Below are 23,563 nucleotides of genomic sequence, written 5' to 3'. Positions count from 1 at the left end.
TTCATGCAAAAATTTATTCTAACCGCTTTACTTTCTTTTATTTCCATACTTATTGTTTTTAGTCAAGAGTCCGAACATCCCGGGATATATGCTGAAAAGGCAACGAAACCTGTGCTCATAGACGGTATACTTGATGAAGCCGTATGGAAAGACATTGGCTGGGAAAGTGATTTTATTCAAACATTCCCTACTGATACAGCAAAGGCAATCGCTGAAACGAAAGTAAAAGTGTCCTTTGATGATAAATTCATATACATAGCAGCGATTTTATTAAACCCTGAAGACAGAAAGAAGTATGTGAGTACTTCCTTAAGAAGAGACTATAGGGGAAATCAGAACGACGGAATCAGTATTGTAATAGATACTTTCAATGACAAAACCAACGGTTATATATTCGGTGTCAACCCTTATGGGGTGCAAAGAGAGGCCATGGTTGGCAATGGAGGCTTATTGACTACTGATTTTAATCTTGCTTGGGACAATAAGTGGTATTCCGAAGCAACCATTCATGAGGATCATTGGATAGTGGAGATTGGGATACCTTTGTCCACTCTAAGGTACAAAGATGGAGCCGAAAACTGGAACATTAATTTTTATCGGATCGACAGTAAATACTCTGAAAAAACCACCTGGACCCCTATTCCTAAGAATTTCAATGTAACCCACACTGCCTTTTCCCGAAATCTTCATTTTTCTGAACCATTGCCCAAAGCAGGGGGTAACTATTCGATTATACCCTATGCAGCGATGGCCACTTCAAAAAACAATATCAATGGTATTGAAGAACCTCTAAAACCATCTTTTGGAGGAGATGCTAAAATAGGAATTGGACCGGCAATGAATCTTGACCTTACCGTTAATCCTGATTTTTCTCAAGTTGAGGTAGATGAGCAAGTGACAAATTTAGATCGGTTTGAAATCTTTTTTCCTGAAAGGCGACAGTTCTTTTTGGAGAATGTAGATCTTTTTGCTGATTTTGGAACAGATAGAATCAGACCTTTTTTCTCCAGAAGAATAGGGGTGGACAGGGATGAAAATACAGGCCAAAATGTGCAAAATCAGATCCTATATGGTGCAAGATTAAGTGGCAAGTTAAACGAAGATTGGAGAATTGGTGCCATGAACATGCAAACTGCCAACGACCCGCTCAGAGGAATCTCTGGTAAAAACTTTACGGTAGCCGCTTTGCAGCGTAAGGTATTTAATCGTTCCAATGTCGGGGTAATGGTCATCAACAGAGAGACCATGGACATGGAACAAGGTGGCTTAAACCTCGTGAATGGGAAGCATAACCGCCTGGCAGGTATTGATTATAATTTGTTCTCAAAAGACAACCGCTGGACGGGAAAGTTTTTTTATCATAAAACCTTTGAAGAGGGGAAACAAAGCAATACAGGAACTGGCCACGCGCAATTAACCTTTACCGATGTAAACCTAATGGCAGGTTTGTCTTATTCCAATGTGGGAGAGCATTACAATCCTTTGGTAGGTTATACACCCAGAGTGGGGTACCAAAGAATAGCTCCAATAATGAGCTATACTTTTTTTCCAGACTCAAAACTCATCAATAGACATGGTCCGGGGTTTGAATCTGAGACTTTATGGACCCCTACATTGGGAATAACGGATGAGTTGCATACCTTAAATTACTTGATTCGCTTGCATTCCTATGCAGAGGTTACCCTAAGCGCAAACAACCAATACACCTATTTATTTTTCCCTTTTGATCCTACCAGATCTGGTGGAGAACCTTTGGCACAAGGAACTTCTTACAGGTACAATTATTTTGGTATTGATATGAGAACGGATCCCAGGAAAGCATTTTCTTTAAAAGGGGTAGGGCAGACAGGCCAATATTATAATGGGCAAATGTCTAATTTTCTTGGAACTGCCCAATGGAGAGTCGGATATTCCGCTAATATCTCCATGAATATCAGCTATAGCCGGCTAAGGCTTCCAGAGCCACAGAAGGATGCAGATTTATTCCTGATTGGACCAAGGTTTGACCTTACCTTTACAAGAAGTTTATTCTGGACCACCTTTATCCAATACAACAACCAAATTGATAATATCAATATCAATACCCGTGTTCAGTGGCGTTATGCTCCAGTGTCTGATTTGTTTGTAGTATATACTGACAATTACTTCCCAGACACCTTCGCTTCCAAACAACGGGCTTTTGTGATGAAATTAAACTATTGGTTGAACCTTTAATCTGCTTAGAAGAAATTCTGTCATTAATAAGATTGGATTGCTTATTTTAAGTTTTAAGACTATAAAAAAAAGGTGACTGCTTCAGAAGTCACCTTTTTTTATTTACTTTTTAATATTTATCAATTATTTCAAGTAATCTGGTCTTTTTGTACCGGTATAAGGTTTTGCACCAGGATTGGATTGACTAATTTTCTCTACTTCCAATAGTTTTTGATCTGTAACTGTAGGGGCTTTTATAAAACCATAATACCTTCCTTTCCAGTAATCTCTTAAATAACCCGTAGGCTCCATGATCCTGTTTCCATTTCTGCCACCATCCAAAACAATTGCTCTTCTGGATTCACGCAATAAAGCGGTTTCCCTCGGAGACATGGCTTTAAGGCCACCTTCATAGGAGATATAACCTTTTTCTACAAAGAGGTCATCCCTATGAGAGTTGCTGTAATTGTAGTCCCTGCAATCCAGTGGCCATTCTCTAAGATGTTGTGTTGCAGCGCCGAGATCAGCATCATTGCCGGTAAGGGCTGCATAGGTAAAGTTAAACCAGGGGATTTTTTCCATGCGCTTGATTTCATAGGTTCTCTCTAAACTCCTCAGGTAAGTGGAACGCAAGTCTGGGTCTTTTTCATAGGGAAGCAAAATCATGTAGGCTTCCAAGGCAAGATTATCATCCCATGGAGCAATTTGAGAAGGAGGAAAGGTTTTCTTTTGTTTAATTGTGTTTTCTGGGTAACCCCATTTCACCAATTGCTCATAGCCCTTTTTGTATTTTTCATCTCCGGTTAATGCATAGGTGGCATAGGTGAAAGCCAAGACTTCCAAACCATTAATTCCACGGTCTTCGTAGCCGTAAGGCCTTAGTAAATATTCTGGGTTCCATCGACCCCACCTTGTAGGTTCTCCATCAGCATCTATTAATTCCCAGCCATTGTCCATAATATAAGAAGTCATTCTTGTCATATGTTCCTTGGCCAACTCCTTCTCTTTTCCTTTGGCTACAAAATCGTGAAAAATGGCTACAGAATAATAATGGGCAATTACCTCATCACTTGAAGCGTCTCCTTTCCAGTACCATAGGCTGTCTGCAGTGGCATACCATTTGGCTGGTAAACCACCAGAGCCTCTATTGTCTAAGCCGCCAGAGTCACCTTCTCTTGAGAACACAGCCCTTGAGATAAGCCCTTCTATAGGTGTAACCCTTTCCAGAAATAGCATGGCCTGGAAGGCATCCAATGCTTCTTTCCTGTCAGCTTCTTCACCAGTAACTGCATATTTGTAACTCATAGCAGCAAGGTAGGTAGCCGTATGGGCACCATCATTGTCACTTATCTCTCTTTCCCATTCTCCATTTCTTTTGGTCAATAGATGAACAAAGCCCATTCTTTTATGTCCGTAAGCTTCCATCCATTGCTCGTAATGCGCAGCTTTTTTCTGAAGGGTATACGGTTCATAATGTATAATACCAAGGCCTCCATCCGTAGCAGCTACTACTTTATTCTTGGTGCTTGCAATTCCATTGACCTTATTGTTGGGTAACCAAAGGTCCGCGCCAAAATAGTGGAATTCTTCAGCGGTCATTCTGATAAGACCACGGGGAGTTCCTATCCACATGTCCCTGTCAAAGCCTTTGACCATCTGTGCAGTATTTTCTACGGGTAAACCATCAGCGCCTTTTATTTGGGTAAGGGAGGTTCCTCTTAGCAAGCCTAATCCCCGATCGGTACTGATATAAAGCTTACTTCCGATACTAAGTAGGTCTTTGGTGTTTTTTGATGGCAAATTACCCCAATCAATAAGGTGTTCATTGACCACTTTGCCTGCCAATTGTACCAATTCTCCTGGACGGAGAATATGAAGGGTCTGGCTATAACTTTCAATGGCAGTAATAGGACCTAAAGTAACAGGATCGGCGAGAAGCTGGCTACCGTCTTCCATAAACATGGTTACATCACTGGACAGAAAACCTCCTTCAGGCATTATATTTATTAATTTACCCCCTTCATATTTATAAATGGACTCCCTAGTAGCTACATGGACCTGGTTCAAATGCATACAAAAGTCTACAAACTTTTCATCGCTGATTTTAGCCCATTTTTTGTCATCAAATAGATAAAGCCCTGAATTGCTGCTAACCCATAGGTCACCTTTCAATACTTCAATTTTATTGATTTCGTCAGGTGCTGCTTTTACAGTAACCAGCTTTTCTCCTTGTAGAAGACCTAATTTGCCATCTTTTACGAAATAAACAGATTCATTTAATATTGCCACCTGACTTATAGGGGTAGCTGTCGGTATCACCTCTCTCCGTTCTTGCAAGAAAGGGGCATCCTCTACAGGCTTCCAGAAATGGTCAGCTTTGTCTTGGGCAAAGAGGTAATTACAATTTAATAGTGCCGCAACTAGGATAAGCGCAGCTTTAAAAGTCTTCTTCATTGGTTGATAAAATTTGTGATTGTTAGTTAAATACCCCTTTGATAGAAGAATGTACCATATGTAGCTTTTTTTTTGTAAAAAAAAGCCATTGCAAAGCGCTAATAAATCGCTAAGCAATGGCTTGATTTAATGACTTTACCTTAAAAATGATATTATTGGTTATTAGATAAAGCTTTTTCAAAATTGAGTTTTCCCAACCTGAATTTTTTCTTATACTCCTCAAAAAGGAGTATTTCATGGTCTCCCGTTTTGCCAAAGGCTTTTGCCCTGGATACCAATTTTGTTTTCTTAAAGTTAGATAGTTCGTACCTATCTTGATCTCCATTATTATTAACTTTTACCAAAGAAAGCACAAAATCTTTTTTTCTATTTCTGGGATTGAATGTTTTTGGGTTGACCAATTCCTTGACTCTGATGTTCTCTTCACGATCATTAAACATCAAATAAATGTCATCATCAATAAGTGTGGCATGAAAAGACGAGAAAAGTCCACCATCTTCAATGCTATATTGGCTTTTTTTAACCTTGGTTATCCAATTTTTGGTTCCAGTGGGCGAAAACTCAATCAATACAATATTTTTATAATAAAACCTTTCAACCTTTGAATTGAAGGACGAATTATAGTTTGGGGTACTAGCCATGCCTGGTGTGCTACTTGGCCCCCCATAAATGGGAGTTGAAGAAAAGGGAGAAATTGTCCGATTATGTTTTTCACCTATAACCACTATGCTACCATTACTTTTAAGGAAAATATCCCTGACAGAATAATTGGTATCTCTTGGTTTTCCTTTGTTGCGTTTTTTGGCTTTTTCAACTTCTTTTTCAGGTAGAAAATCAGCTTCAAATTTATCGATGCTTTCAAAAATGTTTGAATGGTCTAATGAGGATAGAAGTCGGCTATAACTTCCTATAGAATTAGAAAACCCTTTTTTATCGGAGTAAAATCCTGCTATAAATAGGTCGTCATTATTGGTCAGTTTTAAAGCCAATTCATTTAAGTAATTTTCTGGTATAGAAATAATGGTTTTAATAGCTTCTCGGCTGGTTCCATCAATGCTGATAAGCGTATATTTGTAAACCTCTGCTCCAAAAATTATAGCAGTTTTTTTACGGTCAATCGTTTCTACAATAAAATGTACTTTGCCTTGGTTGTCTACAATTGGTTTCATTGATATAAAACCATATTTAAAATCTGAATCAATATAAGATTTGCTCCAAAGTAAATTGAGCTCCTGATCAAAGGTTTTAATGATAAACTCGCTTTGATTTTTTACTTTATTATAAATCAATTCAACGGCCAATAATTTGGTTGAATCAGGAGAGAAATGAAAATTAACTCTATTGTAGACGTTTTTACGGGGATTAATAATAGGCGCTTTGTTGGCAGAATTACCCTTCGCAATACATTTGGGTTTCCCAATAGGTTCAAGGTTATTTTTGTTTAATTCTAAACTATAAATACTCTTTGCAGCATCTCTGTTTTCATTTCTGGAATAAAATAAATACAATTTGTCCTTAATGGGTATTAGTTCTTCAAACATTGAGAATCTGGGTAAATCCAGTTTTTTTAAATGTTTGGACTTTACCAGATTAAAGTTTGCATCATAACGCTGTAAAGTAGGAAAAGCAGGGGACCCTAGAATTTGGCTACTATAATGATTTTGAGAAATCAAATATCCATTGCCATTTTTTAGGATAACCTTTTGTAGGGTATTTTTCTTAAGACTGTTCTTTTTTGTGGCAGCCCAAGTTACTTTACTATTGTCTGGTAATTTCTGACTATAGGTTTTAAATCCTAAAAAGGCAACTATAATAATAAGTAATATTTTTTTCATAAAAGTGAAGTTAAAATAATATTAAATACATTTTAGATTATTTAAAATACAAAAATATATACATAAAAATAATTTACCTAATTATTAATGAATTTTATTTCAAACCATTTAATTGGTTTGAATAAGAAGTGCTTGGTGAAAATGTAAGAATAACAAGAATATAGCATCTGATAATAGTAACATTTCTAAATTAATGAGGAAGGACGTAACATGCCCTATTGCATGATTCCAACGTAATAAAAAGCCTATGCCGATTTTTGGATTAGGATCAATTGACATGGGTTTTAACCCATATATTATAGAGGGATAAGAGACAGTATAATGACGATATTGCTGTTTTTTCTTAATAGGTAGGCTGAAAAAGCAATCGAAGTTAGCCTACGAAAGTTAGCCTATGTTCAATAGGTATCAATGTTTTGAATCCGGGTCTAAAACCCAGGAGAAAGGAGAGAGTGATTTTCTGTTATTAGGCTCTTTTGTTTATGGTTGCTTTTTCATTTGATAAATTTTCGGAGTCTCCCCGTATTTATTTTTAAAAGCCCTTATAAAATAGGTGACATTATTGAAACCGGCAATTGCACAAACTTCCTGAACCTGATAGGCGGATTGCTTTAATAAATGGGCAGCATTGTTCAACCTTTGTTCCAAGATATATTCCATGGGGCTGATACCAAATTCTTCCTTAAAGGTCCTTGAAAAATGGGTTTTACTCATACAAGCTTTAGCACTTAAAACCTCCAATGTCAAATGCTCTCGCAAGTTCTGTTTGATATAATTGACCACGTGGGCAATTCTGTTCGAGTTGGTCAAAGATTTATAGGTCTTTTCTAAAATATCTCTGGCCTGAGTTTGAGACAAACGAATCAACAATTCCTTTAAGGCCAGTGAGGCGATCAGGTCCTTGTCTTTCGACCTTTCTTTTACACCTATTCGGATAAAGCGATTGATGATTTCAGAAAGGTCTTGATTGTTGATCAGATGGAAATAATTCAGATCCAGTCCCCATTGCTTTTGCCACACTTTGTCCGGCAATTTTTCATTCAAAAGATTGAAAGTGTTTTCAATCATCTCTTGGGAAATCGAAAGCGCTATACATTTAGTAGGATTGTCCCATTTTGCCTCAGGGAAATCAATTTTCATCAATTCGTTTGGAGGAACGATAACTGACTCTCCCGGCAAATATTCAAATCCAGGCTTATTAAAAAGATGCATGACTTTTTTTCCTTTCATCATGGTTGTCAATACCAAGTCTCCAAAACTTAGGTTCACATTTGATGCCTGTTGGTGTGTTTCAAAAATATTGAGCTCACAATTGTTCAATGAATAAGTAGTGCGGTTTTCGACCAATGTTTTCAAATCGCTCTCATTTCTCCAGGGAACTCCAGTTATAAAGGGTCGTCTTGGCATGTTATTATCTAATGCTAGGTTTAATGGGCAGCATATATTATGCCTTTTTTTAATCAATCCAAAAATTTCTCTTTTCTTAAATTTGTCAAAATGACAAATGAGGTGGATAAGATGGTCCTTTAGGTTGATTTTAAAAATTAATTTACTACTAAATTTGATTAAACTCAAAATTAAAAAAATGTCAACACAAACAATATCCCAAAGTACGCCAGTAGAGCGACCAATATTTAAAGAAAAATACGATCATTTCATTGGAGGAAAATGGGTAGCTCCTTCAACGGGGGAGTATTTTGATAATATTTCCCCAATTGATGGGAAACCATTTACCAAAGCAGCAAGAGGAAACAAAGATGATGTGGAATTGGCTTTGGATGCAGCCCATGAGGCATTTAAGTCCTGGTCTAAAACATCTCCAGCTGAAAGAAGTAAATTGCTCAATAAAATAGCAGATGTCATTGAGGAGAACCTCGAAATGCTGGCTCGAATAGAAACGGTAGACAATGGAAAGGCTTTGAGGGAAACCCGAGCCGCAGATTTGCCTTTGGTTATTGATCACTTTAGGTATTTTGCAGGTGTGATCCGAGCAGATGAAAGCACTATCTCTGAGCACGATGCAAATACAGTGAGTATTGCCTTGCACGAACCCCTTGGAGTGGTAGCCCAAATAATCCCCTGGAATTTTCCATTGTTAATGGCCACCTGGAAAATGGCCCCAGCATTGGCGGCAGGCTGTTGTACAATAGTAAAACCTGCCGAACAAACACCTACAAGTATCATGGTACTTATGGAGTTGATTGGAGATATATTGCCTCCTGGTGTACTTAATGTTATCACAGGATTTGGTCCGGAAGCGGGAAAACCACTGGCCAGTTCAAAAAGGGTAGCAAAAGTTTCTTTCACAGGAGAAACCACCACCGGAAGGCTTATTATGCAATATGCTTCTGAGAATTTGGTTCCTGTCACAATGGAACTTGGCGGTAAATCTCCAAATATTTTCATGAAATCGGTGGCCGATGCCGACGACGATTTCTTTGACAAAGCTATAGAAGGAGCCGTTCTCTTTGCTTTAAATCAGGGAGAGGTTTGTACTTGTCCTTCTCGAATTTTAGTCCATGAAGATATTTATGATGTATTTATGGAGCGGGTGGTAGAAAGGACCAAAGCCATTAAAATGGGAAATCCTTTGGCTGAGGATACCATGATGGGAGCTCAGTCTTCCAATGACCAATTGGAAAAAATCATGTCTTACATGGATATTGGAAAAAAAGAAGGCGCTCAGATTTTGTGTGGAGGAGATAGGGCAGGTTTGAATAGCGGACTTGAAACGGGCTATTATGTGCAGCCTACCATCTTTAAAGGCAATAATAAAATGAGGGTTTTCCAGGAGGAGATTTTTGGTCCGGTCGTTTCTGTGACCACCTTTAAAACGACCGAAGAAGCAATAGAAATTGCGAATGATACCATGTATGGACTTGGCGCAGGCTTATGGTCTAGAGATGCCCATGAGTTGTATCAGGTACCTAGAGCCATTCAAGCAGGCAGGGTATGGGTCAATTGTTACCACACCTATCCAGCACATGCTCCTTTTGGAGGCTACAAAAAATCTGGATTTGGAAGAGAAAATCACTTGATGATGTTGTCTCACTATAGGCAAACCAAAAACATGTTAATCTCTTATGATAAAAAGAAAATGGGTTTCTTTTAATTGACAAAGTGCCGGATTGCCATTATGGCTCCGGCATTTTTTCTTTTTATTGTATTCTTTAAATGAGAAATCACCATGCAAAATTATGTCTCTCGTGTTTTGATTACCGAAGAAGCCAAAACGATAATTAATAAATTGAAAGATACCCATCAAAATGATTTGATGTTTCACCAGAGTGGTGGATGTTGTGATGGTTCTTCTCCAATGTGTTTTGAGAAAGGAGATTTTATTGTAGGTGGAAGTGATGTTTGGATGGGAGAAGTTTATGGTTGCGATTTTTTCATGAATGAAGACCAGTTTGACTATTGGAAGCATACCCAATTGACCCTGGATGTGGTTCCTGGTAGGGGAAGCAGTTTTTCTATTGAAATACCTTTGGGTATTAGATTTATGATTCGGTCCAGGTTATTTACAACTGAAGAACTGACTCACCTAATCCCGGTCATCACTGGGGAGGAATATTTGGATCGCTAAGCCTTAGCGTTTTCATCACATTTTTCCCGGCAATTTTATTTCTCCCTCTGATATACAATTTCCCCATTAATAATCGTCATCACTACCTGTGTTTTCAATATTTCCTCTTCAGCTATTTTCATTATATCCTGATCAAAAATAACAAGGTCAGCTAGTTTACCTACAATGATACTCCCTTTTGTGGTTTCTTCAAAGGCCCCATAGGCAGGGGATAAGGTATAGGATTTAAGTGCTTGCTCACGTGTCATTTTTTGTTCGCCTTCATAACCATCCTCAGGTGTTCCTTCTAGTGTTTTACGCGTTACACTTGCATAGAAATTAGCCATTGGTGAAAGTGGTTCAACAGGCACATCCGTTCCATTAATTACCGGAATCCCTGTTGCTAAGAGTGCTTGCCACATATAGGCCCCCTCTTTTATTCTTTTTTCACCCAAGCGATCTATTGCCCAGGGTCTATCAGAGGACAAATGGATGGCTTGCATGGCGGGAATAACGCCTAGTTGAGCAAACCGTGGAATATCTGTTGGATGTAAATGTTGTGCATGTTCTATTCTAAACCGGTGATCAAAATTCAAGGCATTCATTTCCGAAAGCGCTTTCTCATATTGGTCCAAAACTTCCTGATTGGCCCGATCTCCAATGGCATGGGTAGCAACTTGGAACCCATATTTAATGCCATTTTTTGCTGTTTCGAAGACCTCCTCCATTGGTATAGTCTCATGTCCATAGTGGCCAGGACGGTCAGAATATTCCTCCAGTAGCCAAGCGCCCCTCGATCCCAATGCCCCATCAGCAGATAATTTAATGGATCGAATGCGCAGCCAGGAATCCGTTTTCGGGCCCTTTTGATACCATTCTTTCAATAATTCTTTGTCATTTCCACCAAGCATGGCATATATTCGGATTTTCAGTTTCTCTTCTTTTTCCATTTTTAGATAAAATGTCAAAGTTTCCCTGCCAACACCAGCATCATGAAAACTGGTGATACCATTTTTAAGACAAGCGTCCTGTGCTAAATTAAAAGCTTGAAGCTCGTTCTCTTTACTACTTTCAGGGATGTGTTTATTAATAATACCCATGGCATTCTCATTAAAAATACCTGTAGGGTTTCCATTTTTATCTCGAATGATTTCTCCTCCGACTATACCTTTATAGCCATTTATTTCATGTTTTAAAGGGCCAATACCTGCAATTTCCATCGCTTTAGCATTGGCAAACAAAGCATGTCCACTTGCATGAAAAAGTACCACAGGATGATCGGGAGAAATAGTGCTCAAAACCTGATGAACTGGGAATCCTTTGATGGTTTCTTTGGGTTGACTTGTCCATTTACTCTGGTGCCAACCACGGCCAATGATCCAATTTCCAGGAGGGGTTTTAGCCACTGTAGTTTTTACTTTTTCTACAATTTCATCATAGCTTTTTGTGTCAGATAGGTCAAGATTCAACTCAGCATAGCCTAATCCCATAAAATGGCCATGACCTTCTATCCATCCAGGTGTAATTATTTTGCCGTTAAGCGCTATTATTTGTGTTTCTGGACCAATAAATTCTTCCACATCTTTTTCTAAGCCTGCAAAAATAATGACCGAATCTCTTAAAGCAACAGCTTCAACATGTGGCCTATCCGGATTTAGAGTATAAATGGCTCCACCCTTTAAAACCTTTGAAGCTTTTTGCACAGCGTCTGGTGAAGTACAGGCAAATGTAAGTACAGCTACAAAAATAAATGAACAGTAATAGATTAGTCCCTTTGACAAATATTGGCAACTAGAATTTTTCATTGAATTACATTTTCTTTTATTTATCAATTGTTGCTTTTTTTGAAAACACCTTGGCTTTTTGACAATGATTCAATTTCAATATATGCTGTAAGTTCATGTTTACTCATATGCCATATTCTCTTTCCACCTTGCAGATTCGGACTTTATAATGGCTGTACCAGGTTGATTTACCAAGGCTTTGAGCAATACTGTGTTCACTTTGGTTCTTCCAGGCTTTTATAGCCTCCATACTTTCCCAATAACTTACCGTGATCCCAATAGTACCGCTTGCAGATTCGTGTCCAAGGTATCCGGGTTGATCAACCACCATTTTTTCCATCTTGGCAGACATCTCAGGATAGTTTTCTAGATTTTGACTTTTAATACTGGTAAATATTACTGCGTAATAGGGTGGCTTGGGTGTGGGGCTAATTTTCTTCATCCCTTTAAATTAATTAAAGCCTGATAATAATGATCAAAATAGCTGTTTTTTTTAATTTTATCTTCTGATATTTATACCTATCAGACAAAGAGAATTATTCATTTGGTCTGAAGCTTTGTAAGAAGACAAGTTAGCAATAACTGGTTTTCAAAATTACTGAGGAAATATTGGATTAATAGAGCTGAATGGGTGTCAAACAAATAAATAAAGAAAAATGGACGTAGAAATTCTCTCCAGAATACAATTTGCTTTCACCATTGCTTTTCATTACATCTATCCTCCATTGAGCATTGGGCTTGGGTTGATTATGGTAATTATGGAAAGCCTTTATTTACGTACCGGAAACAAAGATTATGAGACCTTGGCCAGGTTTTGGACCAAAATTTTCGCCCTGACATTTGGTATAGGGGTGGCCACTGGAATTGTAATGGAATTTGAGTTTGGCACCAATTGGGCAACCTATTCCCGCTATGTTGGAGATGTTTTTGGAAGTGCTTTGGCTGCCGAAGGGATATTTGCCTTTGCACTTGAGAGCGGGTTTCTAGGCGTATTGCTTTTTGGTTGGGATCGCGTCAAACCATGGGTACATTGGGTAGCTACTTTAGGCGTGTTTTTAGGTTCTATGTTTTCGGCAGTGTGGATTGTTATTGCCAATAGTTGGCAGCAAACCCCAACAGGATTTCATATCGTTGGAGAAGGAATGGAGGCAAGAGCAGAAATCACTGATTTTTGGGAAATGGTATTCAATCCATCGAGCATGGACCGATTGATTCATACCTGGCAAGGGGCTTTATTAGCAGGGGCTTTTCTGGTATTGAGTGTGCATGCTTATTACTTAAGAAAGGGAAGGTATGTAGCAATTTCAAAAAAGGCATTTAAAATCGCTTTGGTTGTAGCCACTGTCTTTTCTTTGGCTCAATTGGTTTCAGGCCATAGTTCAGCCAATGGCGTTGCGGTAAACCAACCTGCAAAATTGGCGGCCTTCGAGGGACACTTTGAAAAAGAGGCTCCTGCACCCATGTATTTATTTGGCTGGGTGGATAAGTCTAAGCAAACTGTAACTGGTTTAAGCATACCTGGGGGCCTGTCCTTTTTATTGCATTATGAATTTGGTGCGCCTGTGATAGGCTTAAATGCTTTCCCTGAAGAAGATCGACCCTCACAGGTTAATGCTGTCTTCCAGTTTTATCATATAATGATCAGTATAGGCATGTTTCTGATTGTTCTAACACTTGTTGGATGTGTCCAGTGGTACAGGGGCAAACTCTTTGAAAGCAGGCGTTTGTTGTGGGTATTTTCATTTTCTGTTATACTACCGCAAATAGCCAATCAAGTGGGTTGGTACGCTGCTGAGATGGGGCGCCAACCATGGGTAGTCTATGGTTTGCTTCGTACAAGTGATGCTTTGAGTAAATCAGTCACCGCCAATCAGGTCTTGTTCTCTCTGATTTTGTTTTTTATCGTTTATACGATTCTCTTATTATTATTTCTTTACCTTCTAAATAAGAAAATTAAACACGGCCCTTACGATGAGGAAGAAGACGATGACCGACCGTTTCAGCAGCAAGTTGGAGCCTCCTTTTCACCTGACAAATAAATAGATATGGAAACCTTATTTGGAATAGATTATCCCACGCTTTGGTTTTTGGTAGTAGGAGGCTTGTTTTCTGGCTATGCTATCTTGGATGGCTTTGATTTTGGCGCAGGGGCCTGGCATTTGTTTTTTAAGAAAGAAGAAAGCCGGAGATTGGCCCTTAATGCAATTGGGCCAGTATGGGACGGCAATGAAGTTTGGCTAGTAATAGGTGGCGGATCACTTTTCGCAGGTTTTCCTGTAATGTATGCCACTTTATTGTCGGCGATGTACGTTCCATTCATGCTATTTTTGTTGGTCATTATTATGCGGGCAGTTTCTATTGAATTTAGAAGCAAAGAGCCCATGCTATGGTGGCGAAAAATGTGGGATATTTCTTATTCAGTATCCAGCACACTCTTGCCTTTTTTTCTTGGAGTGGTGCTGGGAAATGTACTTTTAGGGATGCCCATAGGGGAGGGATTTGAATATGAGGGCGAAGGCTTTTTAAGCTTTTTAAATCCATATGCAGTAATGGTGGGTATATCCACCCTTGCGCTAATGATGTCCCATGGTGCCATTTATCTTTTATTGAAAACGGAAGGAAGAATGTATGCCAAGTTGACTTTTCTTTTAAAGAAGGGAATGATTTTCTTTATGGTAAGTTTTGGAATTACTTCCTTGTATACATTGATTTATATTCCCCACTTGTCAGATACCTTTAGAGATTCCCCAGTACTATTTGTCGTTCCATTGGCTGTTTTGCTATGCATAGCGAATGTGCCCAGACTGGCCAATAAAAAACAATTTGGCAAAGCATTTCTATTTTCTTCATTGACCATTAGCTTATTGCTTATAATAGTGGCGATCGAATTGTATCCAAACTTGCTGTTTTCAACCTTAGATCCAGCGCATACCATCAATGTTTATAATGCAGCCTCATCTGATAAATCACTAGGCATTATGCTCACCTTTGCAGCCATTGGCGCCCCATTAGTACTCGGTTATACTGCCTTTGTATACATTACGTTTAGAGGAAAGGTAAAGATAGAAGATACCAGCTACTGATAAGTTTGTGGGGCAATTAATTGATATTGTGTATTTATGCGAGGATATTTAATCGTTTAGTTTTATATTTCAGAAGTAAAACCCTGTATTTGTATTTAAACCCAAAACATTATGAAACGGCTTGTTTTAATACTTTTAACCTCCTTTTGCCTTTCCTCAATATACGGTCAGCATTTGGAAGTCAATGATCCTGCATTATTAGCTCTTGTGGATAAAGAGAGTCCTGTCATCAAGATATCGGATGGTTATCAATTCCTAGAAGGTCCGGTATGGAACAATGAAGGGCAATACCTGCTATTTAGTGACATACCTGCCAACACCATCTACAAAGTGCATCCTACAGGTCAAATTAGCGCTTTCCGTCAGCCAAGCCAAAATGCCAATGGGCTGACATTTGATGAGGCGGGAAACTTATTTATTGCAGAGCACAGCGGAAGGAAGATTAGTAAACTAAGCCCTGAGGGTGATTATTCTACGGTGGTTGATAACTATAACGGGGTCGCATTAAATAGTCCCAATGATGTTATTACAGATAGCAAAGGCGGCATTTATTTCACAGACCCACCTTATGGCAGGCCTAAAGATGCAGCGGATACCTTAGGTTTTAATGGGGTATATCGATTTTTTAATGGCAAATCCCAATTGATAGCAGATGACCTTTATAGGCCCAATGGTTTGGCTTTGTCTCCAGATGAGCGCACTTTATATGTAGCCAATTCAAGCCAACCTAAAATCTTTATGAAATACCCGGTAAGTAAATCCGGGAAAGTTGGAAAAGGGAAAGTGTTTTACAATGCCTCGTCTTTAATTGGTGAAGGAAACCCTGACGGTATCAAAGTGGATCAACAAGGGAATGTTTTTGCTACTGGCCCCGGGGGAGTATTGGTATTTTCACCAGAAGCGAAACTTCTTGGCACGATTAAATTTCCTGAAACCCCTGCAAATCTTACTTTTGGAGGGCCTGATGGTAAAACGCTTTTCGTTACAGCACGCACAGGCTTGTATTCAATCCGCTTAAAATAAATCCGTTATTAATTTTTAGACGCTGATAGGAGACATTTAATTCAAATACGATCAATGGCAAAAGGCAAAAGCCAAATTGGCCATTTTAATTAATCGAAAGAATATGTAATTTGCCTTTTAAACCGGCTGATGCAATAGGGTTTTATTGCATCAGCCGGTTTAAATCAATAGCTCAATTAACCTTTTGAATAGCATTCAGATTTATGAACAAATTTACTTTCTTTTTCAGCCTTAGCTTTACAACGATGCTATTGGCAGGATGTGGCCGACAGCAGGATACTGCAACCAGTGAATCTTCCCCCTCTAAACCAAACATCATTTATATTTTAGCAGATGACCTTGGATATGGAGATTTAGGCTTCAATGGTCAGGAGCATATAGCGACTCCAAATATTGATAAATTGGCCAAGGAAGGTTTGTTTTTTAACCAGCATTACTCTGGCTCTACCGTTTGTGCGCCGTCTAGAAGTACCCTAGTTTCAGGCTTGCATACAGGAAATGCGCCTGTAAGAGGCAATTATGAAATTCAACCTGAAGGTCAATACCCATTGCCGGATTCAGTTTTTACCATTTTTGAATCTTTAAAAGCCGCTGGCTATACCACCGGTGCATTTGGTAAATGGGGCCTTGGTTACCCAGGTTCTGAAGGCGATCCCAACAATCAGGGAGTGGATGTGTTTTTTGGCTACAATTGCCAAAGAATGGGACATAACTATTACCCTTATCACTTATGGGACAATCAAGATTCATTGGTTTTAGAGGGAAATGCAGGAACAAACCTGGGTGATTATGGACCAGCACTAATTCATGAAAAGACTTTAGATTTTATTACAGACAATAGCCAAAACCCCTTCTTTCTCTATGTACCTACCATTATTCCACATGCGGAATTGATAGTCCCAGAAGAAATAATGAAAAATTATAGGGACAGGTTTGAAGAAACACCTTATGTAGGAGTTGATGAAGGCAAAGATTATAAAATTGGTGGTTACATGTCCCAAGAAGAACCACGTGCCGCTTTTGTAGCCATGGTAGAGTTACTGGACCAGCAGGTAGGAGAAATTGTCGCCAAATTGGAAGAATTAGGTATCAGAGACAATACAATGATTATTTTTACTTCAGACAATGGCCCGCACAAAGAAGGTGGAGCTGATCCTGATTTCTTTAATAGCAATGGTCCTTGGAGAGGTTACAAGCGGGATTTGTATGAAGGGGGAATCAGGGTTCCAATGATTGCCAATTGGCCTGGTAAGATCAAACCTGGGCAGACGGATCATATTTCAGCATTTTGGGACATTTATCCTACTGTTGCTGCGCTAACGGGAAGTAAACTTCCTGAAAATACAGATGGCATTTCTTTTGCCCCTGTGCTTACAGGAAATAAAGAAGACCAGAAAAGCCACGAGTATTTGTACTGGGAATTTATTGAGCAGGGAGGAAAGCAGGCCATAAGACAAGGTAAATGGAAAGCCATCAGGCTTAATCTAAGGAAAGATGACAATCCCCCTATAGAGCTATACAACCTTGAAGAGGATCCGGCTGAGGAAAATAATATAGCAGATAAACACCCTGATTTGGTCAAGTCCTTCAAAGAATTGATGGAAGCAAACCATACTCCAAATCCAGTTTTTAAATTGTATGCTTCCGAATTGGATCAATAATTTTTGCCTATACAAACCCAAAAATAATGTTGAATAAAAGGAATATCACTCTAAATTCATTGTTTCTGTTAGTTTTAGGACTGTTTTCATGTGCTTCTGAAGAAGTTGCAAAGACGCCTAATGTAGTATTTATCCTAGTGGATGACATGGGTTATGCAGACTTAGGCTACTCAGGCTCCACTTTTTATGAAACGCCCAATATCGATAAGTTGGCCAATGAAAGTTGGCAATTTACCAATGGTTATTCGGGAAGCAGGGTATGTAGCCCCGCACGAGCCACTATTATGACCGGGCAGTTTACTTCCAGTCATGGAATTACAGACTGGATCGGCGCCAAAGAAGGCGAAGCATGGAGAGCGCATAATAGGCACGATCCAATGCTTCCTGCAAACTATGTACACCACCTTTCAAAGGAAAGCACAACGATAGCAGAAGCTTTTAAAGCAAACGGATATAAAACTTTTTTTGCAGGGAAATGGCATCTTGGTGATGAGGGGAATTATCCTGAAGACCATGGATTTGATGAAAATGTTGGGGGATGGGACAAAGGTTCTCCTGCGGGTGGTTTTTTCTCCCCTTATAAAAACCCCAAGTTAAAAGATGGGCCTGATGGTGAGAACCTAACCCTAAGACTGGCAAATGAAGTGGCTGATTTTATAGGGAGGAGTAAAGAGGAACCGTTTTTCGCTTTTCTTTCCTTTTATGCGGTGCATGCACCAGTTCAAACCAGTAAGGATAAATGGGCCAAATATAGGGACAAAGCTGAAGCGATGGGCATAGCAGACCATGGTTTTGAAATGGGAGAGAAGCTTCCTTTCAGAATGGTGCAGGATAATCCAAATTATGCCGGCCTGGTGGAATATGTGGATGATGCAGTTGGAATTGTTTTGAATCAACTTGAAGCCATGGGCCTTGATGAGAATACCATCGTTGTATTTACTTCAGACAATGGTGGGGTGGTAGCTGGCGATGCCTATGCTACGTCCAATCTTTTGGTAAAAGGAGGGAAAGGCCACCATTGGGAAGGTGGGGTTCGCGTACCTTATCTGATAAAAGTTCCAGGAACTCAACCTCAGGCACCAATTGATTATCCAGTGGTGGGGGCAGATTTTCTCCCAACCTTAGTAGATTTTATCTCTGGAGAGGTGGCCATTTCACAGGAAATAGAAGGGACAAGCTTGAAACCAATAATTGAAGGTCAAAAATTGAAGGAGCGTCCTATCTTCTGGCACTATCCACATTATGGCAACCAGGGAGGTGTGCCTTCAGCCATGGTAAGGCAAGGTGATTGGAAGTTGATTAGGTATTTTGAGGATGGACATGAAGAATTGTACCGTCTTCCTGAGGATCCATTTGAGGAAAATGAACTATCTGCTGATCACCCTGAAAAGAAACAAGCCCTTTCTGCCTTGCTTGGCAATTACCTGGAGAGTAAAGCTGTTTTAATGCCTACTCCTGATAAAGAATTCGACAAAGAACTTTTCCAAGAACGCATCGAAAAAATGGAAAATGAGATGTTGCCTAAATTGGAAAAACAGCGACTTGATTTTCTGGACAAAAATTGGCAACCCAATAAAGATTGGTGGGGAAGTGAACCAGCTAAATAAAAACAGATTCAGAAAATGAATAAATCATTTTGAAACTGGTTTTATTTATGGCTAGCCCTAAAAAGGCTGTTTTCAAGTATTAAAAACAAGCTTTGATGGCCTTGGATTGTAGCCGTGGAATTTTTCCTTCGGCTACAATCCAAGGCTTATTTTGCCCAACCCCGGCAGGGGTTGGGCAGTGTTAGTCAAAAGGTAATTTTTAAAGCGGCCATACCCATAGAATAACAGGAATTCCTACAGCCATCACAATTAAAGATAGCGGTAAACCCAGTTTCCAATAGTCCCCAAACTGGTAACCTCCTGGCCCAAGAACAAGTGTATTTGATTGGTGACCTATAGGGGTTAGGAATGATGATGAAGCCCCTACGGCTATACTCATTAGAAATGGATCTGCTGATAGTGAAAGTGCAGCTGCAATCTGCAAACCTATAGGTGCCATTAACACAACTGTCGCTGCATTGTTGATTAATGCTGACAATAGCATTGTGGTAACCATTATTAATCCAAGTAGACCCCATGGAGGTAAATTATCCGCAGTCGACAAAATTAATTCAGTCACGGTGTTGGCAGCGCCACTTGTTTCAAAGGCTTGACCCACGGGTATCATTGCCCCAAGCAAAACAATGACTGGCCAGTCTATGCTGGTATAAAGGTTATTCAATGGCAAGATCCTGCTGACTACCATTCCCATGGATGCAAGGGTAAAAGAAATAGCTACTGGAAGCCATCCCATTACCACAGCGATAATGGACAAAGCAAAAAGGCTAACAGCCAACAGTGTACGTCTTGGTTTACCTATTTTTATACTTCTTTTGGCCAATGGATAGCATTTCATTTCGAAAAGCGTATCCGACAAGCTATTTCTTCTCAATTGCAAGAGTAAAACATCTCCTGAACGAAAAACTTCATGATCAATTCTCTTGATGATGGTTCTGTCCCCCCGGGACAAAGCCAATAAATTGACATCATAGCGGGATCTCATGTGAATACTAGAGGCGGTTTGGCCAATTAATGGGGAATTTTCCTGGACAATACCTTCCGTGTTTATAATATCATTTTCATCCTCAGTAGCCGCAATAAAACCTTCGTTTCCAACAAGCTTAACCTGATATTTATTCACGAATTCCTCCAGGACATCTGTATTGGATTCCAAAACAATGATGTCATTCTTTATCAGAATAAAATAAGGGCTTGGCGCATGAATTCTAATCTTATTCCTGACGATGCCAAGGACTTTGACATCTAGTTCCTTGTCATCCGTGATAAGCTTAATTGGGTTGTTTTCAAGCGCTGACTTGCCTGAAATGATCACTTCAGTAATGTAGTTTTCAATTTTGAACAAGGCCTCATTTGCCTGATTCGAGTTTCTTTTGGGGATCAGTCGCCATCCTACCAAGGAAATAAAGAGTACTCCTGCTAAAGCAATACCCACACCTACGATGGTGAAATCAAACATACCAAATGCAGCTTCACCACTTTGAGCACGGAAGGAAGCTACAATAATATTTGGCGGAGTGCCTATTAATGTCGTCAAGCCTCCTAATAATGAAGCAAAGGCAATAGGCATTAAAATCAGTGAAGGAGAATAACTGTGTTTTCTAGCCATCTGTATAGCTACAGGCATAAAAATGGCCAGGGCACCTATATTATTCATAAATCCTGATGCAATGGCCACCGCTCCTGAAATGGTCGCAATTTGAATGGTGATATTGTTGCCCACCTTATCCATCAAAGCGACAATCACATTAACGATTCCAGAGTTTTCAAGCCCCTTGCTCACTACCAGGATGGCCGCAACTGTAATTACCGCAGGATGGCTAAAGCCCATAAAGGCATCATCATAGGGTACCAGGCCAAGTATAGCAAGTAATATTAAAGCAGATAGTGCGACGAGGTCGTAACGGATTTTCCCCCAAATAAAAAACAGAAGGGATAAACCGAGAGTGGCAAATACGATGATTTCTTCCATATACTAAACTAGGTCGCAATAGGGGCGGATAAACAGGAATCCGGAATATTAAAAGCGTTCACCAAAGGCACTGCATCTTTACGGATTTCCCAGCACAATTGGTTGACCATTTTCCGAATGGCCTTGGATTTAATTCCTTCCATATACCCCTGCTCCAGGTACCAGCCATTATGGGTTTCGATCTGGTACAAGGCAAAAAGATTACAAAGTTTTTTCAGTACTTGTTTAAGTTCTGGATCTGTTGTTTGCTCAATTTTCTCAATGAATTTCTCCAATATTACCCGCTCAATAAAAGCCATTGCCAAGGTAAACAGATGATGTTGGGCTACATTCACTGCATCAAATGGATCCATCCCTTCATCCATCAGACGTTTTAACCTCTTGGCTGCAGAGTCCAGAATACTATTTTCTCTGTATTGAAAAGCATTAAGATGAAATTCAGCGTCCAGTAGGTGGTTTTCGTCTGTATTTCTAATGATAAGTGGGTTCTTTTCTGTGATGGATGTCTTTGTTTTACTAACTACATAATCTATCACAGTGAACAAATTCATGTTTTCAAATTGATCCTTGTATGCACTCAATCTACTTTTGGCCACAAGTTGCAACAATACCGTATTGTCACCTTCAAAGGTAGTGTACACATCAGAATCATTTTTTAAGGCATCAATCCTGTTTTCTGATAAAAAACCTTTTCCCCCACATGCTTCTCTACATTCCTGTAAAGTGCTTGTATTGTGCCAGGTTACATAAGATTTTAAGCCAGCTGCTAAGGCTTCAATTTCTTGCATTTCATCCTCTTTTCTATTTAAAAAGCGGTCTGTCACATATTCCATTGCAAAATGACAGGCGTAGGTTTTCGAAAGTAATGGCAAGAGTCTCCGCTGATGCATGCGGTAATTTAAGATCGGTACTTCTGTACTGCCATCCGGCCCGAATTGGCGACGTTTGTCAGCATACCTTATTGCAATGGTAAGACCGGATTTTGAAGCCGCTAGTGCAGACCTTGGAATGCCTATTCTTCCTCCCACCAAGGTACCCAACATGGTAAAAAATCTTTTGTTATCGCTGGCAATAGGGCTCTGAAATTCACCTTCCTCGTCAACTGAAGAAAATCTATCCAGCATGTTTTCTTTTGGGATGGTGACCTTGTCAAACCCAATCAAGCCATTGTCCACTCCATTGAGGCCCATTTTTCTCCCACAATCGGCTATGGAAATACCAGGTAAAGTTTTTCCTTCATCATCCCTCAATGGGACGATGAAAGTACTTACACCATAATCTTTTTCATTGATCAACAGTTTTGCAAAAACAGTGGCCATCTTTCCATGGAGTGCAGCATTGCCAATGTATTCCTTTCTGGCATTTATATGAGGAGTATGTATGGTAAAGGTTTTCTCTTCGTGATTGTAAGTGGCAGTCGTTTCTATCCCCCTTACATTGGAGCCATGGTTGGTCTCTGTCATGGCAAAGCAACCAGGTAACTCAAGACTTCCTATGGCTTTGAGGTATTTTTCATGATGCTTCTTTGTTCCTAACATAAAGACACTCATTCCCCATAACCCAAACTGTACACCAAACTTAATTACTGTACTTAGGTCCCGATAACTTAGGGTTTCCATTACTGTGAAGTATCCCTCCATGTCATTTCCTCCACCATATTCCTTAGGGAAACCAATGGATCCATATCCTTTATCAGCAAGGATTTTACACCAAACAAGCACTTGTTCCCTGTACGCTTTTAAATTACCAGGGTCTACATAATCGAATTCTTTTTTGGCAATAACCGATTTGATTTCATCAATCAAAGGTTTTCTGTGGCCGTCAAGTAGGGCAGTTAACTTGTCTGTTTCAAACTCTTTTTGGGTTTCATAAGAAGTGGAAATGTTGGCATGTGAAGATTTAAATGTCAAGGCAGCAGATTTACCAATTATTCCCAATTGGTTTTCCAGGTTTCCCAATTCATTTTCAACTTTGGACAAGGGGAAGGTATGGGCTACCTCAGGAGCATTTTTTCTTAAAATCTCTACCCCAATACTTGAAAGGTGGGGGTATTTCGTATTGTTATCTACTGCGGATTTTATCATTTTCCACCACATTTCCAACTCCTCCCTTGAGGGCGGTGAATTTGGATCTAGCTTTGCAGTTAAATATTTTCTATCCTCTACGCTCAACCAATCTACAGCTTTAAAAAAGGATTCGAATGCCTGGTGTTCGCTAGTAGTGATTGTTGTGTCTGACCATACCATATATAAGATCGGTAGGAGAACAAGACTTCCATTGGTTGGTTGAGAAAGTATCTTTTCCATGTTTTATTTTAGGTTTAAGATTTTGTATTAAAAAGGTAAGAAAATATATCTAACCCTTTCAATAATCCTACCAAAAATTAATA

15 protein-coding genes are annotated in these 23,563 nt (G+C 39.4%); 8 read left to right on the top strand and 7 right to left on the bottom strand.

Features of this window, described 5'->3' with window-relative positions; genetic code table 11:
• Positions 1–3: 3 nt before the first annotated feature.
• The gene (locus AC0L7T_RS16410) at positions 4–2,214 is read left to right on the top strand and encodes a carbohydrate binding family 9 domain-containing protein (protein ID WP_473336629.1); all 2,211 of its coding nucleotides are present in this window, start codon (positions 4–6) and stop codon (positions 2,212–2,214) included.
• Positions 2,215–2,337: 123 nt separating this feature from the next.
• On the opposite strand, the gene AC0L7T_RS16405 is transcribed toward AC0L7T_RS16410, so the two are convergent.
• The 3 genes from AC0L7T_RS16405 to AC0L7T_RS16395 all read right to left on the bottom strand — a co-directional run bounded on the left by AC0L7T_RS16405 (position 2,338) and on the right by AC0L7T_RS16395 (position 7,889).
• The gene (locus AC0L7T_RS16405; protein ID WP_473336628.1) at positions 2,338–4,647 is read right to left on the bottom strand and encodes a hypothetical protein; all 2,310 of its coding nucleotides are present in this window, start codon (positions 4,645–4,647) and stop codon (positions 2,338–2,340) included.
• Positions 4,648–4,799: 152 nt separating this feature from the next.
• On the bottom strand, positions 4,800–6,482 hold the full coding sequence (locus AC0L7T_RS16400) for a hypothetical protein (protein ID WP_473336626.1): 1,683 nt from the start codon (positions 6,480–6,482) through the stop codon (positions 4,800–4,802).
• A gap of 480 nt (positions 6,483–6,962) precedes the next feature.
• A complete protein-coding gene (locus tag AC0L7T_RS16395) occupies positions 6,963–7,889 on the bottom strand; it encodes an AraC family transcriptional regulator (RefSeq protein ID WP_473336624.1) in 927 nt (308 codons plus the stop codon).
• 178 nt (positions 7,890–8,067) lie between these two features.
• On the opposite strand from AC0L7T_RS16395, the gene AC0L7T_RS16390 reads away from it, so the two are divergent.
• Positions 8,068–9,594, top strand: a complete 1,527-nt coding sequence (locus tag AC0L7T_RS16390) for an aldehyde dehydrogenase family protein (RefSeq protein ID WP_473336622.1) — start codon at positions 8,068–8,070, stop codon at positions 9,592–9,594.
• 75 nt (positions 9,595–9,669) lie between these two features.
• Complete coding sequence (locus tag AC0L7T_RS16385) at positions 9,670–10,068, top strand: DUF779 domain-containing protein (protein ID WP_473336620.1); 399 nt, start codon at positions 9,670–9,672, stop codon at positions 10,066–10,068.
• A gap of 35 nt (positions 10,069–10,103) precedes the next feature.
• On the opposite strand, the gene AC0L7T_RS16380 is transcribed toward AC0L7T_RS16385, so the two are convergent.
• On the bottom strand, positions 10,104–11,852 hold the full coding sequence (locus AC0L7T_RS16380; RefSeq protein WP_473336618.1) for an amidohydrolase: 1,749 nt from the start codon (positions 11,850–11,852) through the stop codon (positions 10,104–10,106).
• Between the two features lie 103 nt (positions 11,853–11,955).
• Positions 11,956–12,273 (bottom strand): antibiotic biosynthesis monooxygenase family protein, encoded by a 318-nt coding sequence (locus tag AC0L7T_RS16375; protein ID WP_473336617.1) that lies wholly within the window; start codon positions 12,271–12,273, stop codon positions 11,956–11,958.
• 214 nt (positions 12,274–12,487) lie between these two features.
• Here AC0L7T_RS16375 and AC0L7T_RS16370 point away from each other — a divergent pair, with 214 nt between their 5' ends.
• The 5 genes from AC0L7T_RS16370 to AC0L7T_RS16350 all read left to right on the top strand — a co-directional run bounded on the left by AC0L7T_RS16370 (position 12,488) and on the right by AC0L7T_RS16350 (position 19,205).
• Positions 12,488–13,870 carry a cytochrome ubiquinol oxidase subunit I gene (locus AC0L7T_RS16370; RefSeq protein ID WP_473336615.1) on the top strand — a complete coding sequence of 461 codons (1,383 nt, stop codon included), beginning with the start codon at positions 12,488–12,490 and terminating at the stop codon, positions 13,868–13,870.
• A gap of 6 nt (positions 13,871–13,876) precedes the next feature.
• Positions 13,877–14,914 (top strand): cytochrome d ubiquinol oxidase subunit II, encoded by a 1,038-nt coding sequence (gene cydB, locus AC0L7T_RS16365; RefSeq protein ID WP_473336614.1) that lies wholly within the window; start codon positions 13,877–13,879, stop codon positions 14,912–14,914.
• A gap of 111 nt (positions 14,915–15,025) precedes the next feature.
• Positions 15,026–15,937 carry an SMP-30/gluconolactonase/LRE family protein gene (locus AC0L7T_RS16360; RefSeq protein ID WP_473336611.1) on the top strand — a complete coding sequence of 304 codons (912 nt, stop codon included), beginning with the start codon at positions 15,026–15,028 and terminating at the stop codon, positions 15,935–15,937.
• Between the two features lie 203 nt (positions 15,938–16,140).
• Positions 16,141–17,598, top strand: a complete 1,458-nt coding sequence (locus AC0L7T_RS16355; protein ID WP_473336609.1) for an arylsulfatase — start codon at positions 16,141–16,143, stop codon at positions 17,596–17,598.
• A 26-nt stretch (positions 17,599–17,624) separates the two neighbouring features.
• A complete protein-coding gene (locus AC0L7T_RS16350) occupies positions 17,625–19,205 on the top strand; it encodes a sulfatase (protein WP_473336607.1) in 1,581 nt (526 codons plus the stop codon).
• Positions 19,206–19,404: 199 nt separating this feature from the next.
• Here AC0L7T_RS16350 and AC0L7T_RS16345 read toward each other — a convergent pair whose 3' ends face one another.
• Entirely contained in the window at positions 19,405–21,174 is a 1,770-nt protein-coding gene (locus tag AC0L7T_RS16345) for an SLC13 family permease (RefSeq protein ID WP_473336605.1), read from the bottom strand.
• An 8-nt stretch (positions 21,175–21,182) separates the two neighbouring features.
• Positions 21,183–23,480: an acyl-CoA dehydrogenase family protein gene (locus AC0L7T_RS16340; protein ID WP_473336604.1), complete on the bottom strand. Its 2,298-nt coding sequence runs from the start codon at positions 23,478–23,480 to the stop codon at positions 21,183–21,185.
• Positions 23,481–23,563: the final 83 nt, after the last annotated feature.

This window comes from Cyclobacterium sp. 10D3-21 (assembly GCF_055809755.1).
Note: the sequence above shows the minus strand (reverse complement) of the source record. Positions and strands in the feature narration are given on the sequence as shown.